Here is an 18,005-nt window from a genome sequence, read left to right as displayed (position 1 = left end):
AACATAAGGCAACTTAAGGTTAATATAGTATAAATTGATTAGTTTTGAAGGCTATATTTTTATAAAAAAATCAATTTAAAAATAATGAAAAAGTTAAAACACATTTTATTACTTCTGGTAGTTTCCCTCATTTCATGTTTGAGTTTTGCACAAACCGAAACCGCCATTAAAACCGATTTAGAGAATAAATTATCCCAATTATTTCCTGGTGTTGAGGTTACCAAAATGAAGGATTTGGAAGGATTTACCGAATCGTATCAATTAGTTCTTAATGAACCATTAGATCATAAAAACCCTAAAAAAGGAACGTTTAAACATTACATCTATTTATCACATTTAGATTTTAATAGTCCAATGATCATTGAAACAGAAGGGTACGCAGCTCGATACACAAAAACCGAATTAAGCACTTTATTAAATGCAAATCAGGTTATTGTAGAATATCGTTTTTATGGAAAATCAAGACCTAACCCAATTCCTTGGGAATACTTAACCAACGATCAGGCTATAGCCGATTATCATAATATAGTTACCAAACTAAAACAATTATATACAGGCAAGTGGATTTCAACTGGAATTAGTAAAGGAGGAGAAACGACCTTAATTTACAAATCGAAATACCCAAAAGATGTTGCTATTGCAGTTCCTTATGTAGCTCCATTAATTAATACACAAGAAGATCCCAGAATACAACAACATCTTGCAACAGTAGGAACTGCAGAATGTCGCGAGAAAATAATTGAGTTTCAACGTGCATTACTACAAAACAGAACAGCGCTTCTTAATGAAATAAAAGCTTATGCAGAACTTAAAAAAATGACTTTTACCGAAGTTTCTATGGATGAAGCATTGGAATATAGTGCTATGGAATTTCCTTTTTCTTTCTGGCAATGGGGAGGAAAATGTGAAGATATTCCAAGTAAAAATGCCACTTCAAAAGAACTGTTTGATTATATGAATAAGATAGTTGGTATTAGTTTTTACAACGACGCCACTTTTCATGATTTATTACCATCTTATTACCAACATATGAGCGAATTGGGTTATTATGGTTTTGATTTTACACCAGTAAAAGATTTAGTAACTTCAGTAAAGAGTACATCAAATTCACGATTTGCACCTAAAGATGTTCAAACAAATTACAATCCAAAATATATCAAAAAAGTTAGAGAATATGTAGAAAATAAAGGTTCAAAAATACTTTATATCTACGGAGGTTATGATACATGGGGAGCTTGTTCACCAACGCCAAATCCTAAGCTTGATGCTCTAAAAATGGTTTTACCTGGCGGAAGTCATGCTACAAGAATTAAAAACTTTCCAGAACAGGATCAGGAAAAAATAATGAAAACCCTTAAAAATTGGTTAGCCCAATAACACCACAAAAGTATCTTTTAAATAAGGAAAGAGAATAGTAAAATTACTATTCTCTTTTTTTGTACTCACTTATTAATATCTAATAAAATCAGACTAAAACCAGATAATAAATCATACTGTCAGACGTTAATTTGTCACGTTTGCGCACAACTTTAATCTTTTAATTTCTTTGCAAATGATTTATAAAGAATAATATCATTATAACCTATTGAGATTGTGCTCGTACCAAAATAAGAAAATTCAACAAGTCAAATCAAAAATAATCATGATTTTTATAAACAAATCTGATTAAAAATATTTAAATTTATATTCTAAAATATCTCTTATGAAAAACTACGTATTACTATTTGTTTCTGTTTTAACACTGTCATTTAATTCTTGTACAACGATGAAAGACACCACAAAAACTGCTGATCTTTATAATACAACTTGGGAACTAGAATATATTACTGGTCCACGTATTGCTTTTGAAGGTTTATATCCAGACAAAAAGCCATTTCTTAAGTTTGACGAAAGCGCTGGTCAGGTTTTTGGAAACGCGGGTTGCAATGGTTATAGTGCTCCATATACTCTAAAAGGTAAAAAACTAAGTTTTGGAGAGCAAGGTCCAGCAACGCTGATGTTTTGTGAAGGTGGTGGAGAACAAACGTTTTTACAAACAATCAAAAAAATTAATGGCTATGCTATCGATAAAGATGGTAAGCTTAATCTAATGATGGATGAAATTCCAATGATGAGATTTAAAAAAGTAGCCAAATAATTTTATCAAAGTATAAAGATTATGAGGTACTAAGGTTCTGAGAATGAAAACTTGTATCGAATACTTTTATATCCACAAAATAACTCCAATATTGTACATTTACAAAAATGACAATATTGGAGAATATTTAGGATTAAATTTTTAATTATTGAGAGTAAATACTATAGTACTACAATAAAAAAAACATGACAGAATACTAAAGACTTGGTATTATTTATTAATTATTCTCTGTCGATGTTTAATACCCCAATCTGCGATTACTTTAGTAACATCTTTGAGCGTTGCGCCATATTCAGTAATTTCATATTCAACCATTATAGGTTGAGTACTTAAAACTGTTCTTGTAATAAGAAGATTTGCTTCTAATTCCTTCAAATCCCTACTTAGCATCTTACCTGATATTCCTTTGATTTCATTTAACAAGTCTGAATAACGCATTTTTTTGTAGCATAAACAGGCAATAATAGATATTTTCCATTTACCATTTAGAATATCAACCACATCTTGAATAGCCATCACTGTGCTATAGCATTGTTTTAATCTAATTTCATTATCTGTTTCCATACCATGTTACTTGGTTACTCGTTTGTCACTATTACTTTTCGTTACAAAGTTACCAAAAGTAACAAGCTTTTATATAGATTTGTATCTCCTAATTAAAAATAATATAAAGATGAATTTATTAGACACATTGAAGTGGCGTTATGCTACTAAAAAAATGAACGGTAATAAAGTACCACAAGAAAAATTGGATTATATACTGGAAGCTGCCAGACTTGCCCCTTCTTCTTCGGGATTGCAGCCTTATAAAATTTTTGTAATTAGTAATCCTGAATTATTAGAAAAAATAAAAGCTATAGGTTGGAACCAAAGTCAGATTACAGATTGTTCACATTTACTAGTTTTCGCTGCTTGGGATGGCTATTCTCTTGAAAGAATTACTGCTGTATTCAACAAAACTCTAGCTGAAAGAGGCTTACCTGCTGATACAATGGATGATTACAAGAAAACACTTTGGGGACTTTACGAACCTCTTTCTACAGAGTCACATGCAAATCATGCAGCACACCAAGCTTATATCTCGATGGGAATTGCAATTGTAGCAGCTGCTGAGCAAAAAGTAGATGCTACACCAATGGAAGGCTTTATTCCTGCAGAATTGGACAAACTTTTAGGATTAAAAGAACAAGGCTTAAAAAGCGTATTAATGTTACCACTTGGCTACAGAGATGAAGCTAATGACTGGTTGGTTAACATGAAAAAAGTCAGAACTCCTAAAGAAGAATTTATTACAGAAATTAAATAAAAGATTCTGAGGCGCTAAGGTTTTTTTTAAGGAGCAAAGGCTCAAAGGTTCTGAGTTGCAAAGGACAGCATTGAAAAGTCCTTAAAAGTTGAAGAGGTAGTTTTACAAATAAAAGAAAGTGCTCTCCGTTAAACTATCCGAGTACGCCAAAGAAAAAGAGGCTGTTTTCGATATCGAAAACAGCCTCTTTTGATAAATGACTACTTTTTCAGTGCCCTCTTGCAAAATTCTCAGTCTTTGAACCTTTGCAACTCAGAACCTTTGTAACTTTAGAAAAAATACTTATTTTTTTATCTCTTCAAATACAAATTCAGCATCAGCATAAGTTATAGGAACTCCAGGAGCGAAACAAGGAAATCCAAGATATGTGGTTGTGACTCCATTTCCTAAGAATAATTTATTATCTTTTCTTAATAAAGATATCGGAACTCTTTTTAGGTTACCTCCGTAAGGTCTACAATAATATTCGCCTATAAATATATTCCCTTTAATATTTCCTTTTACACTTCCAGAATCTTTAGTAGTTTCACCATATTTAATTTCATACTGACCATAGAAACGGGTTTTATTTATCACTATTGATAAAACCGCGGTGTCTTTATTGGCATTTACTGCGCGATAAATAGATTGCTTTTCTTTAGCTGGTTTTTCTCTTGGATTACAACTGTAGAACAACACTAATAAAACAATCCCAAATAAAGAAATTAATAGACTCACTACATGCTTTTTTATTGTTTCCAGAATCATAAATTACGTTGTTATGTTTCTTCAAAAATAAGAAATAGTAGATTAATATTGTCAGATTATTTTGAAACAGTTATGTTATTTTTTAAAACCCGTAAAAAAGACATAAAAAACCAATACGATACCAACTTTTTAAATTGTGAATATCTATTTAATATATTGTTGATTTCTTTTTCATTAAAATCTATCTTTGACACCCTTAAAAAAAAAGAAATGAGCACAATTTGGTACGAATGCAAGGTAAAATATAGAAAGACAGATGATATTGGAACACAAAAGGTTACAACAGAACCTTATTTGGTAGATGCTTTATCTTATACAGAGGCAGAAACCAGAATTAATGAAGAAATGTCTGCCTATATTAGTGAAGAATTTAAAATCACAAATATAAAAATGGCTAATTATGCCGAAATTCACCCTTTTGAAAATGCAGATCGCTGGTTTAAATCAAAAGTTTCTTTAATGGCATATGACGAAGAAAGTGGTAAAGAGCGCAGATCAAATATGTATATATTAGTACAAGCCAATGATGTAAAAGAAGCTTATGACAATACAATTGCCATAATGAAAAATACTATGGGAGATTATACCATTCCAGCTATTGCAGAATCTCCAATTATGGATGTTTTCCCATACTTTAGTGGTGAAGAAGGAGAAATGGAACAGTTAGAAAGATTCAATGCTCTTAAAGCTTCAAAACCAGAATTAGTAGCAGCAGGAGAAACAGGAGATGATTTTGTTGGTGCCGAAAGTGAATAATCACTGAGCTTCTATAATTATATACAGAGAGGACTTTTATAGTCCTCTTTTTTATTTAGAATACAAGCGTAAAAACAATAAATAAAAAACTACTCTTATTAAGGAATGGCTTATTAGATTTTAAGTAAAAAACCTTAAATAATTAATCGAATTACAACTGATAGAGAACTACTCACTAGCAACAATCTCCTTAATCTGCCAATTCTGCGTGCCAAAAATTCAGTATCATTTTCAAGTTTCAAGTTTCAAGTTTTTAATTAAAAACTAAACTTTATTTTCGGTTCTTAGTCCACCGTATTACTTTCTATTTCGCAGCCACTTATCTACAGGTTCAATAGCAGTATTTACTATAATCACCAAAAACGTACAGATTAAAGCTTCTATAAAATAACCCGATGCAGCTATACATCCTATTGCCGCACTGCACCATATCGTAGCTGCCGAATTTAATCCATGTACATTTGGTCCTTCTCTAAAAATTACTCCTGCCCCAAGGAAACCTACCCCCATAACGACTTGGGCTGTAATACGAGTTACATCAATATTTGGTGCAGTTGCTGCCACTTTTATAGATAACAAAACAAAGGCTGCTGCGCCAGTTGCTACCAACATATTGGTTTTTAAACCTGTTTCCTTATGATGCCATTGTCTTTCAAAACCAATAATTAATCCTGCGAAAGAAGCTATTACAAGGCGTATTAAAAATTCTGATGTATCCAAAATAATTACTTTTTTATTATTAAACCATTTCTGTTTTTACAATTATGCATATAAAACTATATCTTTAAATAAGTAATTCTAAATAACTTAAAATCAGATACAATTTAATATTTTATTTTATTCAAAATGCAAGGCTTCTATTGGATCAAGTTTAGATGCTTTTAACGCAGGATAATACCCGAAAAATATGCCTGTAATAGCACAAACTAAAAACGAAAGTATAACCGAAGATTCAGATATTAAAGTAGGCCAATGCAAGAAATATTGTATCAACTCAGAAGCAACAATTCCTAAAACAATACCTATTAATCCACCAGTCAAACTAATTAATATAGCTTCAACTAAAAACTGCAATAAGATATCTCTACCGTTTGCTCCAATAGACATACGTAATCCTATTTCTTTAGTTCGTTCCGTAACCGAAACATACATAATATTCATAATTCCGATTCCGCCAATTAAAAGTGAAATTCCTGAAATTGCAGTTAACAATACCGTTAATAGCTGACTAGTTGAACTAAACGTACTAATTAATTCAGCCTGTGTTCGTACCGAAAAATCATTCTCATCCTTGCCTTTAAGCCGATGCGCTGTACGCATGATTTGCTCAATCTCGTCTGTTGCCAATTGCGTTAAACTCTCATCGGATGTTGATGCATAAATATTTTGCAGGTAAATAGAATTTGTTATCCTTTTTTGTACTGTTGTAAAGGGTGAAATAATGATATCATCCTGATCTTGCCCGAACGCATTTTCTCCTTTAGATTCTAACACACCAATAACTCTAAAAGGAATTTTATTAAATCTAATAATTTGTCCTATCGGATTTACGCCATAGGGAAATATATTATCTACTACCGTTTGGCCAATAAGACAAACCTTATTTGCAGTATGTATATCCGATTCCCTAAAGACTATACCTTCTTTTAATGGCCAATCTCTAATTTTTAGATAATCCATACTTACACCTTGCATCGTCGTAGGCCAATTAAGTGCTCCATTTATAGCCTGCCCCTTGCTTGATACAGCTGGGGAAATTGCATTTAAATATTTGGTTTCTTTCTTTAGTGCATCAACATCGCTAAGCGTAAGAGTTTGTACACTGGATATATCCAAACGCGCTCCAGCTGTTACATTACTATTTGGACGAATCGTAATCATATTCGATCCCATACTAGATAATTGATCTTGTATACTTTTTTTAGAGCCCTGCCCTATAGCTACCATGGCAATAACTGAAGCCACACCAATAATAATTCCCAACATTGTTAATAATGCGCGAAGCTTATTGCGGCGTAAAGCTTTTAAAGCTATCAGAAAAAGATTAGCTATTTTCATATTTATAATCTTCATCTACATGAAAATCTGCTAGCATTTGTTTCGCTGATTTTATGTTTTGGTTATTAAAATCTTTTATGATTCTGCCGTCACGAAGTGTTACTGTTCTATTGCTAAAAGCAGCTATATCTGGCTCATGCGTTACAAAAATTATTGTTTTCCCTTGTGTGTTTAATTCCTGAATTAATGCCATAATTTCATAAGAAGTTCTTGTATCCAAATTCCCTGTAGCTTCATCAGCAAGAATCATTACAGGGTCGTTTACTAAAGCTCTAGCAATAGCTACACGCTGCTGCTGCCCTCCTGAAAGCTGATTCGGAAAGTGATCCAGCCTATCAGCTAACTTTACTGCTTCGAGTGCATGAATGGCTCTTTCTCTTCTTTCTTTTGTAGATATTTTTGAATTATATAATAATGGAAGCTCTACGTTTTCTATAGCCGAAGTACGAGCCAAAAGATTGTACGATTGAAAAATAAAACCAATCTTGGTATTTCTTAATGCTGCCAATTCATTCTTAGATAATGACTTTACATTTACCTGATCCAATAAGTAATTCCCATCCGAAGGCTTATCCAAACATCCTAAAATATTAAGTAAGGTAGTTTTTCCAGAACCACTACTTCCCATAATAGTAACAAACTCTCCTTCCATAACATCAAAAGATACCCCTTTTAAGGCTCTAACAGTTTCTGATCCCATGGTGAATTCTCTCTTTAAGTCTTGTATTTCCAAAATCTTTTTGCTCATCACAATGTATTTTGTGTTTCTAAACGCTGTTATTTTTTTCCTGATCCACCACCGCCACGTTTTGGCATAAACGGACTTTGTTCTGTTGCTTTAGAATTTTTAGATTGCTTCACTGTATTGACACCGGTAATAATTTCATCTTGCGCAGTGATCCCTCTTAGTATCTGAACATTAACATCATCATCCAACCCTATCTTTATATGCAATGGCAATAGTGAATCGCCTACTCTTTTCCATACAATAGCTTTTTTATGATCGATACTATCTTTTTGTGGCTTGGGAGCAGTTTCATTTTTAGAATTTATTCTACCCTTCTTTTCTTTATTGTTTCCTAGAAATACTTTTCTAATCTTAAATTGTTTTCCCAATGTAGAATCGGGCTGAAAAGCGATTGCTTTTGCCGAAATAAGTAATGCATTTTTTACCTCTTTAGTATAAATAATAATATTAGCTGTCATTCCTGGCTTTAGCTTTAAAGCATTATTAGGAGCATTGATAATAGTTGTATAAGTAACTACATTTGAAGATATAGCAGGTTGTAAGCGAACTTCGATCACAGTTCCTGTAAAGACATCATCAGGGAAAGCATCGACTGTAAAACTCGCATTCTCTCCTACTTTAACATTCCCTACATCAGCCTCATCAACTGATGCCTGAACTTGCATTTTGGTAAGGTCTTTGGCTATACTAAATAATGTTGGAGTATTTAAACTCGCAGCCACTGTTTGTCCCTCACTTACTTTTCTAGACAAAACAGTACCATCAATTGGAGACAAAATATTGGTAAAAGAAAGATTCTTCTGTGCTGATTTTAATTGTGCGACAACACTATTTACATTATCTCTCGCAACTTCATATTGATTTTTTGCACTTTCAAAATCGGCTCTGCTAATTCCACCAGCCTTATATAATTCTGTTTGCCTATTGTAATTGGATGATTGATAACTTAAATTACTTTTTGCTAATTGTAAATTGGCATTTATTTGCTCTACTTGTGCAAGAAATAGCGACTGATCTATTTGTGCAAGCAATTGCCCTTTTTTTACAACCGAATTAAAATCTACAAATACCTTTAGTATCGTACCCGAAACCTGCGTTCCTACCGCAACGGTATCTACAGGTTGAATTTTTCCTGTTGCGGTTACACTAGTTGCTATATCTCCATAATGAGGTTTTTCGGTAATCAATGCTACGGTATTACCCTCTTTATGAAAAATAAAGTATCCTATGCACCCTATAAGTAATACCCCAATGATGATGATGATTAATTTACTTTTTTTCATTTTGCACTTTTTATAGTTTAATTGGATCTCCTTTATAGAAATCATATATTTTTAAACTCACTACAGCATTGTATTTTGCTTGTATAAAACTCTGGAATGCCTGAACATACAAATTCTTCTCCAGTAGATAATCTACAGTATTAATTCCACCCAATCTTAATTGTTCATTTGCTATACGATAATTCTCTGTATTGGCGTCAAGTTGTTCATTGGCAGCAGTAAACTGAGATTGTGCATTAAGTACATTAATATACGCTTGCTCTACTTCTTGAGAAAGTACTGTTTCAGTATTGGTAAGATCTAACTTAGATTGATCTATTGCTATCTTAGATTTTTCGACACTTGTTCTTGCTATCCGATTATTAAATACCGGAATAGTCAATGAAAGACCTACACGCTGATAAAAATTATTATCCAATTGTGATACAAATGGGGTATTAAGATTATCTGAATATCCCGAAGCCAATGTACCACTAGCAGTAAGTGTTGGTTTAAAACTAGCTTTGGATTTTAATAACTCCAAATCAGCTGCCTCTTTTTCCAGTAAACTACTTTTAATTTCAGGTCTTTGTTCTAACGCAATTTTTTGAGCATCTTCTAAATTAATCACAGGTAAAGTAGTCGTCAAATTTTCAGGTTTCTGAATATTTAAATTATATCCTGACGGAAGCTGTAATAACTGCTTTAATGTTAATGTATTTTGACGTTCATTATTCTGAGAAACAACCAAATTATAATTATCCGTTGCTAATTGTGCTTTTAATAAAACAAAGTCTTTCTTAGCAATGCTGCCTGCATTATATTTTAATTCTCCTAACTTGAGTTGTGCTTTTGAAGTAGTCACAATTTCATTTAAATACACACTATTCTCTTTTGCCAAAAGAATGGTTAAATATGCCTGCGTGATTAATATTGTAATACTATTCTGAGCAGCATCGGCATTAAATTGTGCCGATTTTATAAATAATTCTTTCTGTCTGACATCATTATTTAAATAACCTCCATTGTATAAAACCATTGATGATCCTAAAGAATAGTTACCAGCAAAACTAGACTGGGTCTGAAAACCTCCAACAACTAAATCTGCATTTTTTGCATTAGTGAAAGTCTGTGATGCATTGCCCAAAAGATTAGGTTGCTTTGCTGCTTTCGATAACAATAAATCTTGTTCTGTAGATTTAGTTGTTAATCTTAAAGTATTAATTTGAATGTTCTGTTGCTTTGAGTAAGCAATACATTGTTCAAGATTCCATACTGTAGGCAATTGATTAGATTCAATAGTTTGTGCTCTAATACGCACAGAATGAATAATCAAAATAGCCATTAAAGTATTTATCATAAATGACCTCATACTTGTACTTATTTTAAATTAAAAAATAAAATGCAACCTGATCTTAGATAATAAAAATTTGCTTTGAGCGTATTATGGATTTGACTAAAAAGGGGAATTTAGTACATTATTAATACTAACATTGTACAAAACAATTAATCATATCAAATATAACGATTATTTTAACACTTTTACCGAAGCAAGATCTTTATAATCATAATTAAAATAAACTTATCTGATACATTCTTTTAAGCAAACAAATGATTTTAAGTTTATGTTTTTAATATATCTTTTTAGAATAGTAAAACTAATGGTGCTTCCTATGCTTTTTTAGCATGACTTTATAAAACTTATGTTTTACAATTTCTGCAGATATAATATAAGTAGTGATTAATAAAAACATCCATATATAAATCATAAAAGGCAACTTGACAAAATCAAACCATTCTGATATTGGCGTAAATGGTAATAGGAGTACAAACAATACAATTATTGCTGTTGCAATAGATAAATACTTACCTGGCAAACTCTTAAAGAATGGTAATCTGGTTCGTACTACCAATACTATTAATGTTGCCGAAATTACCGATTCTATAAACCATGCCGTTTGAAATTCTTTTTCTTTGGCATGAAAAATAAATAATAGAATACCAAACATCAAGAAATCAAACACGGAGCTTAACAAACCAAAAACAATCATGAATTTTCGAATAAAAGAAATATCCCAGCGCTGTGGTTCTTGTATATTGAGATCATCTACACGATCGGTCGCAATTGCCATTTCTGGAAAATCTGTTAAAAGATTGGTCAATAAAATCTGTTTAGGTAATAAGGGCAAAAAGGGAAGAAATAATGAGGCTCCTGCCATACTAAACATATTACCAAAATTGGCACTGGTAGCCATGAAAATATATTTCATTGTATTGGTAAATGTTTTACGCCCTTCAACTATACCATTTGTTAAAACACCCAAATCCTGACTCAATAATACAATATCTGCAGCTTCTTTAGCAACATCTACAGCCGTATCTACAGATATACCTACATCGGCAGTATGCAAGGCAGGAGCATCGTTAATACCATCTCCCATAAATCCTACTACATTACCACCACTTTTTAAAATAGAAATAATACGTTCTTTTTGATTGGGTTCTACTTCTGCAAAAATATCCGTATGTATTGCCTGATGCATTAATGCTGCTTTATTCATTTTTAACAATTCGGCACCAGTAAGTATCTTTGGATCTTTGATACCTACTTGTAATGCTAAACTTTTTGCTACAAGCGCATTATCTCCAGTAATAATTTTAAGCTTTACCCCAAGTGTATTTAATTTACTTATTATTTCCTGAACGTTTGGTTTTGGGGGGTCGAATAAAGTAATGAATCCTAAAAAAATCATTTCTTTTTCATCGTCACGAGTAAATCCAGCAGTATTAATTACTGGCTTATAAGCTACTCCTAAAGTTCTGAAACCAGCCTCGCTTAACTCTTGATATTGTTTTAATATTGACGCCTTAGAATCTGATATATCCAACAGCTTTCCTTCTGAAACTTCTGCATGCGTACATATAGAAAATATTGAATTTAAAGCGCCTTTAGTAATAGCTAAACTTTGTTTGTCATCTTTTACTACTATAGTCAAGCGTTTGCGAATAAAATCATAAGGTATCTCAGACTTGGCTATAAATACAGTTGTAGTTTCTTTGTACGATAAACATATTGCTTCGTCGATGGGGTTACGAAACCCTTGCTGCATAGATGCATTAAGCCATGCATATTGCAATACTTTATCACTATGTTGTCCCTCAATATCTAAAGTATCTTTTAGGTTTACTTTTCCTTGAGTAATTGTTCCTGTTTTATCTGAACAAAGAATATTCATACTTCCGATATTTTCTATCGAAGACAATCGTTTTACAATTACTTGTAATTTAGCCATTCTTTTGGCACCTGTTGATAAATTGACACTAATAATAGCAGGAAGCAATTGTGGTGTAAGTCCTACTGCAAGTGCGAGGGAAAATAAGAACGAGTCTAGTATAGGCTTATGCAGAAATACGTTTACACCAAAAATAATAATTACAAGTATTAATGTAACTTCCATCAACAAATACCCGAATTTACGTATTCCAAGTTCAAAATCTGTTTCTGGTGCTTTTAATTGAAGGTTAGTCGATATTTTCCCAAATTCTGTTTGCTTTCCTGTTGCCATTACAAGCGCCGAAGCTTTTCCGCTAATAACGCTTGCGCCCATAAACAAGGTATTGCTCCTTTTAGAAAGTACTGTTTTGGCAGGAAGCGGTTCGCCACTATTTTTTTCTACAGGGAAAGTTTCTCCTGTAAAAGCGGCTTCATCAACAAACAATTCTTTAGATTCCAGAATAAGACAATCACCAGGAATTATATCTCCAGCTGATAAAGTCACCACATCTCCTGGTACAACCTCTTCTACAGCTATTTCTTTCGAAACTCCATTTCTTACTACTCTACATTGGAGCCGAACCATTTTTAGCAGTTCTTTTACAGCATTTGCTGCTCCTTTTTCCTGCCAAAAACCAAGTAAACTACTTAGTAATATGATACAAAGAATAATCAAAGTATCCGAAATATCGCCTAAACCAGCTGATAATATCGCCGCAACAATAAGCAATATAGTAATAGGGCTTTTAAACTGCGAAAGAAACAATATAAACATAGAAGTATTAGCATTGTTCTTTAATGTATTAGACCCATACTGCTTGAGCCTTTGTGCAACATCAGAATCATTTAGTCCATTAGGACTAGCATTTAACTTATGATAAGCATCATCTATGCTTAAACTCCAAAAACTATTTTCTAGATCTGACTTGCTTTCCATAAATCACATATTAATGGCTTACATAAAGGTAATCAATAACTTATAAAAATTTTAGATTATTTTTTAGTAGTATAATATAAAGAATAATCAATTCTATAATCAACATTTTCAGACTAAATCTTTGCTCTCTTTGCTGTCAAACATCTTTGTAATCTATAAATTTAAATTATCAACCAAAATTTGATATTTCCTTCCAACAGGTAAAATTTCACCATTATACATCGTCAGCGTTCTTGGAGTTAGAGACTGTATAGCATGTGTATTTACAATAAATGATCGATGTATTTGTACAAAGTTAATACTATCAATATCTTTAGCTATACTAGAAAGCGATCCATATATTATAATTGGAATATCTAGTTTATTACTAAATAGTTTCATGTAGTTACCTAAACTTTCTATGTAAATAATATCTTTTAATAATATTTTTGCTATTTGACCATTTACCCGATAACAAAGAACCTTGTCTTGGTAATTATTCTCATTTTCCTTTTTCAAGCTTTTACCCAAAAAATAAGCTTTTGCTTTTGTAATTGCTTTCGTGAATTTTTCTATCGAAATAGGCTTAAGCAAATAATCGATAGCATCATTTTCGTAGGCAGAAAGGGCAAAATCAGAATAGGCTGTTGTAACAATTGTGAGCGGACGATTAGGCTGCAACTCCATTAATTCTACTCCAGATATAACTGGCATATTAATATCCAGAAAAATAATATCATAGGTATTTTCATTGAGCAATTTTAAGGCTTCCATACCACTAAATGCACTTCCAGAATGCTCTAGATCATCATATTTAGCAATATGCGAAGCTAAAGCCTTGTGAGCAGGAGTCTCATCATCTATTATAAGGCAGCGGTAGGTAAATCCCATATTATTAATTTTATACTAAATAAATCATCCTTTTTCTCGTATTTAAGTTCATGCTTTAATCCATAAACTTCAAGGCGTCTTTTAAGGTTTTCAATCCCTATTCCAGTACTTGAAAGTCTGGAACCTGTTATCAAAAAGTTGTTATTTATCGAAAACGATAGTTTTCTCTCCTTAACGCTTACATCTAGAATTATATAAGGTGCAGAAGTTTCTCCTGAAAATTTAATAGCATTCTCTACTAATGGTAAAAAAAACAATGGCGATATCTCAATTCCTTCAAAATGACCTTCATAATTTTGTGTAATCGAAAGACGTTCATTCCGAAAAGCATAATACTCTATATATTTTTTAATAAATTCTACTTCTTCAACAAGTAACACAAAATCTTTTTTGGTAGCTTCTATCTGATACCGAAGCATATCAGATAAATTTAATATTCGATCCGGAAGCCTTTCTGGTGCAACCAATGATTCTCCATAAAGATTATTCATTGCATTGAGTAAAAAATGAGGATTGAGTTGTTGTTTAAGAAAAGAAAGTTCCGATTCATAATTAATAAGATCCTTACTGGTTTGAGAAATTTTCTGAACAATCCATAAATGAAGAAAATAAATACCTGTACCATTGCAAACTAATGAAAATACAGATAACGTTTTAAGTCTGCCTAAATCTGTATATAAAAAATACCAAGACATCAGAAAATAGAAACAAATCCAATAGACAATAAAAAGTACAGCAAAAATTTTATACTTTTTTTGAAAAAAGAATATCTTAATCAAAACAATATTACTGCACAATACGCCAAAATACATTGGTAAATATCCCAAACATATTTTCTTAAAAAGATAAAACCAATCTAGATTCTCTACACTAAACTCATCATACACACAAGCAAAAATAATCCCTACAACAAGAGCATTTATAATAAGATTTCTTAAGAAAAAGTTTTGATAAATTTTAAAAAATTTCATAAATGCAAAATTAGCTTAATATTTAATTTATAATCTTTTATAATGCTAAAATTATACAAACGCCATTGGTATAAATCATGCGCCATTAGTATAATTGTTCTCTTATAATAAGAAACTACTAACTATATTTGCCTCCTGTTTTTCGCTAGTCAGTAGCATGGATTTACTTTTTTTTATACGCTAACCATGAAAAGAATTATTTATTTTACACTATTAGGATTGGCTTCTTTACAAGCCACGGCTCAGGAAGAGAACCCTACAATGAAGGGCTTTATTAAAGGCGTAAAGAAGAACTTTCCAATTACACGTACTTTCGACTTACAATATGATCAATTTGGTCCTGCAAACTATGATTCTAAACTCTTTGGGCAAAAACAAGAAAAAGGGAGATTTGACAGTCACAACAGATTAAAACTCGCAGTAAACTTACCCTTGTATAAAACTAAATCGCAACGATTTGTTGTAACAAACACCTACGTTTATAAGTATGAATCTTATGGATTTGGTGCTATTTATAATTTTAATTCTAATGCAACTCATACAAGATCAACACAAGATTTTCATTATTTTGCAGGAGCATTAAGTGCAACCTATGTGTCTTCACTCTTTAGTAAACCTATAATTTACAATGCTACAATAATAGCAGATGGAAATCAGGAAAACATACAGCGTATTAAAGGATTTGCTACTGCTAGCTTAGTCCTTAAAAGAACAGCAAATACAACTATTACTGCAGGTCTTTTGGTAATTGCCGATCCTTCTTCAATAGTTCCTGTTGCTCCTTTATTTACTTATAATCACCAGTTCTTAGACTCTAAATGGGAAATTGATGTAATCCTTCCTAAAAGTATTCTTTTAAGAAGAGGGCTACTAGAGAACGGCCGTATTTCGTTTGGAACTGAATTTGATTCTGAAAATTTTTACCTGAATTTAAAAAAGCCTCAATTAAACGGAATTTATGAAGTGAATTCTCTTGAGCTAAAATCTGGGGTAACTTACGAATATCATTTAGATAGAAAAATTATAGGCACATTTAAAGCAGGAATAAATAATGTTTTAAGCACTCGCGTTACCGAAAAAGGAGAACGTACCGATAAATATATTTATGAGAACAAACAAGATGCTCAAGCTTATTTTAGACTTGGTTTATCTTATAATCCCTTTTAGAAAAAACAAGAAACGATCCATATTAATAAATCAAAATAATGCATTTATGCCATTAACTTGAAATAAAATGGACCAATAAAAAAGAAATCATGATTGAAGTTTTTAAAACAAATGTTCAAAACGAAACCGATACAACTATCATCATAAAAAGGATTCAAGAGTATTTTCATGACCATCAAATAAATTTTGATTTGGAAGACTGTGATAAAATACTACGAATTGAAGCTAACAAGATAGAATCTGACAAAATCATAGAACTACTTAATATTCAAAATTTTGAATGTGTCAAACTAGAATAAAAAATCTATTATAAACAAAGAAACCGCCTATTTAGGCGGTTTCTTTGTTTATAAGTACTCAGTTTCAACTTACAGTAATCCTTACAATGTTTAGTTTAGATTTTTCATCTCACCGTTCACTTACTACAAACTAAAACTCATTCTTCCAAAATAGTAAGCTCCAGTTGTTCCCATTTGTACAGGTGCATATTTAAATACTCCGTAGTAACTATTTTCATAGATTTGCTTGTCTGGGAAAACATCAAATAGGTTATTAGCTCCTAAAGCAACTTGAATTTTTGGAGTTAACTTATACGCAACAGTTAAATCTGTAACAACTTTTCCGTTATGTTTTTGAATCCCACCAAATGGAAATCCATCACGAATTACTTCTCCAAAATAAGTATTTCTCAATAAAAAGTTCCATTTGCTTAAACTGTAATTTATTGCAAAAGTCCCTTTGTGTTTAGGCGTATTGGTTTCAATCAAACTTCTTTCTTGTGGGCCATAATAAACATCTTCCTGACCAGCAAATAAGGCTGGAACATTGTTTAAATGCTTGTCAACTTTATTATCATTATAGTTATACAACAACGAAAGATTCATTTTTCCTTCACCTACATTCATATCATAATCAATAACTAAATCAAGTCCGTTTGTAGTAGTATTGATTGCATTAGTAAAGAAACGTCCTGTTTGAGCTCCATAAACAGCAAACAAATCGCGAAGTTCTGGAACTGGTTCTCCGTAGGCATCATTACCTAAATTTCCAGTTAAGATAATTCTGTTATCGATTCTGATATGATAATAATCGGCTGTAATGTTTAATTTCTTTATTGGAGAAAAAACAACTCCAAAACTGTAATTTCTAGAGGTTTCTTCCTTTAATTTCGGAATTCCGAGTTGTTTAGCTACATCGCTATCATTTCTAAAAATACCTGAATTTAAAATTTTTCCATCAACAGCATCAGTAGCTATGTTATTAAAGTATTGTTGATGTAATGATGGTGCTCTAAATCCAGTACTTATTGCTCCACGTACAAAAAGATTATCCAGAATTTTATATCTAGCAGATAATTTTCCGTTTAAAGTATTTCCAAAATCTGAAAAATCTTCATAACGACCAGCAACTCCTATTAATAATTTTTCGGTAATATCTGCTTCTACATCAGCATAAACTCCTACACTATTCCTATTTTCATTTACAGCATTTAAAGGAGAGAATCCTGGGAATGATTGCGATCCTCCATCAATATATGAAGCTTCTTCTCCTGCAACAATTTTATATTTTTCGAAACGATATTCTCCTCCAAAAGCTACATTCAGACCATTAAAAATATCTTTATACAGTCTTGTCACATCGGCATTTACAGTATTTTGTAAAAAAGAGTGATTTCCTGCTTTAAAATCAGTTGGACTATTAGCGCCTAGTGAAACGTTATTGGTATTAGAAACATCATAAACAAATTTATTTTCTCCAATGGTGTTACTTAC

The 18,005-nt window shown here is 31.9% G+C and carries 17 protein-coding genes; 6 read left to right on the top strand and 11 right to left on the bottom strand.

The genetic code is table 11. From position 1 onward, the window contains the following. Positions 1-84 precede the first annotated feature (84 nt). Positions 85-1,377 (top strand): S28 family serine protease, encoded by a 1,293-nt coding sequence (locus OIU80_RS14610; protein ID WP_264287730.1) that lies wholly within the window; start codon positions 85-87, stop codon positions 1,375-1,377. A gap of 325 nt (positions 1,378-1,702) precedes the next feature. Next, a complete protein-coding gene (locus tag OIU80_RS14605; protein WP_264287729.1) occupies positions 1,703-2,137 on the top strand; it encodes an META domain-containing protein in 435 nt (144 codons plus the stop codon). Between the two features lie 210 nt (positions 2,138-2,347). Here the strand turns inward: OIU80_RS14605 and OIU80_RS14600 are convergent, their stop codons facing one another. Beyond that, the gene (locus OIU80_RS14600; protein ID WP_264287728.1) at positions 2,348-2,701 is read right to left on the bottom strand and encodes a winged helix-turn-helix transcriptional regulator; all 354 of its coding nucleotides are present in this window, start codon (positions 2,699-2,701) and stop codon (positions 2,348-2,350) included. 109 nt (positions 2,702-2,810) lie between these two features. Here OIU80_RS14600 and OIU80_RS14595 point away from each other — a divergent pair, with 109 nt between their 5' ends. Further along, entirely contained in the window at positions 2,811-3,443 is a 633-nt protein-coding gene (locus OIU80_RS14595; RefSeq protein WP_264287727.1) for an NAD(P)H-dependent oxidoreductase, read from the top strand. 282 nt (positions 3,444-3,725) lie between these two features. On the opposite strand, the gene OIU80_RS14590 is transcribed toward OIU80_RS14595, so the two are convergent. After that, positions 3,726-4,160, bottom strand: coding sequence for a hypothetical protein (locus OIU80_RS14590; RefSeq protein WP_264287726.1), 435 nt, complete (start codon positions 4,158-4,160; stop codon positions 3,726-3,728). 240 nt (positions 4,161-4,400) lie between these two features. Here OIU80_RS14590 and OIU80_RS14585 point away from each other — a divergent pair, with 240 nt between their 5' ends. Beyond that, the gene (locus OIU80_RS14585; RefSeq protein WP_229987032.1) at positions 4,401-4,946 is read left to right on the top strand and encodes a DUF4494 domain-containing protein; all 546 of its coding nucleotides are present in this window, start codon (positions 4,401-4,403) and stop codon (positions 4,944-4,946) included. Positions 4,947-5,243: 297 nt separating this feature from the next. On the opposite strand, the gene OIU80_RS14580 is transcribed toward OIU80_RS14585, so the two are convergent. From OIU80_RS14580 to OIU80_RS14545, 8 genes are all read right to left on the bottom strand, one after another. Further along, a complete protein-coding gene (locus tag OIU80_RS14580; protein ID WP_264287725.1) occupies positions 5,244-5,666 on the bottom strand; it encodes an MgtC/SapB family protein in 423 nt (140 codons plus the stop codon). Between the two features lie 117 nt (positions 5,667-5,783). Then, complete coding sequence (locus tag OIU80_RS14575) at positions 5,784-7,004, bottom strand: ABC transporter permease (protein WP_264287724.1); 1,221 nt, start codon at positions 7,002-7,004, stop codon at positions 5,784-5,786. Further along, entirely contained in the window at positions 6,991-7,752 is a 762-nt protein-coding gene (locus OIU80_RS14570) for an ABC transporter ATP-binding protein (RefSeq protein ID WP_264287723.1), read from the bottom strand. Before OIU80_RS14570 ends, OIU80_RS14575 begins: the two co-directional genes overlap by 14 nt. Before the next feature lie 29 nt (positions 7,753-7,781). Next, the gene (locus tag OIU80_RS14565; RefSeq protein WP_264287722.1) at positions 7,782-9,035 is read right to left on the bottom strand and encodes an efflux RND transporter periplasmic adaptor subunit; all 1,254 of its coding nucleotides are present in this window, start codon (positions 9,033-9,035) and stop codon (positions 7,782-7,784) included. Positions 9,036-9,045: 10 nt separating this feature from the next. Further along, the gene (locus OIU80_RS14560) at positions 9,046-10,386 is read right to left on the bottom strand and encodes a TolC family protein (RefSeq protein ID WP_264287721.1); all 1,341 of its coding nucleotides are present in this window, start codon (positions 10,384-10,386) and stop codon (positions 9,046-9,048) included. A 286-nt stretch (positions 10,387-10,672) separates the two neighbouring features. After that, positions 10,673-13,225 (bottom strand): magnesium-translocating P-type ATPase, encoded by a 2,553-nt coding sequence (gene mgtA, locus OIU80_RS14555; protein ID WP_264287720.1) that lies wholly within the window; start codon positions 13,223-13,225, stop codon positions 10,673-10,675. 153 nt (positions 13,226-13,378) lie between these two features. Then, positions 13,379-14,095: a LytR/AlgR family response regulator transcription factor gene (locus OIU80_RS14550; protein WP_264287719.1), complete on the bottom strand. Its 717-nt coding sequence runs from the start codon at positions 14,093-14,095 to the stop codon at positions 13,379-13,381. Then, entirely contained in the window at positions 14,068-15,066 is a 999-nt protein-coding gene (locus tag OIU80_RS14545) for a sensor histidine kinase (RefSeq protein WP_264287718.1), read from the bottom strand. Before OIU80_RS14545 ends, OIU80_RS14550 begins: the two co-directional genes overlap by 28 nt. Positions 15,067-15,252: 186 nt before the next feature. Between OIU80_RS14545 and OIU80_RS14540 the strand changes: the two genes are divergently transcribed. Together OIU80_RS14540 and OIU80_RS14535 are read left to right on the top strand one after the other, a co-directional pair. Then, a complete protein-coding gene (locus tag OIU80_RS14540) occupies positions 15,253-16,233 on the top strand; it encodes a hypothetical protein (RefSeq protein WP_264287717.1) in 981 nt (326 codons plus the stop codon). Positions 16,234-16,322: 89 nt separating this feature from the next. Continuing rightward, positions 16,323-16,532 (top strand): hypothetical protein, encoded by a 210-nt coding sequence (locus OIU80_RS14535; RefSeq protein WP_264287716.1) that lies wholly within the window; start codon positions 16,323-16,325, stop codon positions 16,530-16,532. A 123-nt stretch (positions 16,533-16,655) separates the two neighbouring features. Here OIU80_RS14535 and OIU80_RS14530 read toward each other — a convergent pair. After that, positions 16,656-18,005: TonB-dependent receptor plug domain-containing protein (locus OIU80_RS14530; RefSeq protein WP_264287715.1), on the bottom strand; the 1,350-nt coding region annotated here is incomplete at its 5' end.

It is taken from the genome of Flavobacterium frigoritolerans (assembly GCF_025847275.1).
GTDB classification, from domain to species: domain Bacteria; phylum Bacteroidota; class Bacteroidia; order Flavobacteriales; family Flavobacteriaceae; genus Flavobacterium; species Flavobacterium frigoritolerans.
This window is presented reverse-complemented; position numbering and strand designations above follow the sequence as displayed.

Coding starts and splice junctions, on each gene's coding strand:
- OIU80_RS14610 (WP_264287730.1), top strand. CDS start 85: ATGAAAAAGTTAAAACACATTTTATTACTTCTGGTAGTTTCCCTCATT.
- OIU80_RS14605 (WP_264287729.1), top strand. CDS start 1,703: ATGAAAAACTACGTATTACTATTTGTTTCTGTTTTAACACTGTCATTT.
- OIU80_RS14600 (WP_264287728.1), bottom strand. CDS start 2,701: ATGGAAACAGATAATGAAATTAGATTAAAACAATGCTATAGCACAGTG.
- OIU80_RS14595 (WP_264287727.1), top strand. CDS start 2,811: ATGAATTTATTAGACACATTGAAGTGGCGTTATGCTACTAAAAAAATG.
- OIU80_RS14585 (WP_229987032.1), top strand. CDS start 4,401: ATGAGCACAATTTGGTACGAATGCAAGGTAAAATATAGAAAGACAGAT.
- OIU80_RS14575 (WP_264287724.1), bottom strand. CDS start 7,004: ATGAAAATAGCTAATCTTTTTCTGATAGCTTTAAAAGCTTTACGCCGC.
- OIU80_RS14570 (WP_264287723.1), bottom strand. CDS start 7,752: ATGAGCAAAAAGATTTTGGAAATACAAGACTTAAAGAGAGAATTCACC.
- OIU80_RS14565 (WP_264287722.1), bottom strand. CDS start 9,035: ATGAAAAAAAGTAAATTAATCATCATCATCATTGGGGTATTACTTATA.
- OIU80_RS14560 (WP_264287721.1), bottom strand. CDS start 10,386: ATGAGGTCATTTATGATAAATACTTTAATGGCTATTTTGATTATTCAT.
- mgtA (WP_264287720.1), bottom strand. CDS start 13,225: ATGGAAAGCAAGTCAGATCTAGAAAATAGTTTTTGGAGTTTAAGCATA.
- OIU80_RS14550 (WP_264287719.1), bottom strand. CDS start 14,095: ATGGGATTTACCTACCGCTGCCTTATAATAGATGATGAGACTCCTGCT.
- OIU80_RS14545 (WP_264287718.1), bottom strand. CDS start 15,066: ATGAAATTTTTTAAAATTTATCAAAACTTTTTCTTAAGAAATCTTATT.
- OIU80_RS14540 (WP_264287717.1), top strand. CDS start 15,253: ATGAAAAGAATTATTTATTTTACACTATTAGGATTGGCTTCTTTACAA.
- OIU80_RS14535 (WP_264287716.1), top strand. CDS start 16,323: ATGATTGAAGTTTTTAAAACAAATGTTCAAAACGAAACCGATACAACT.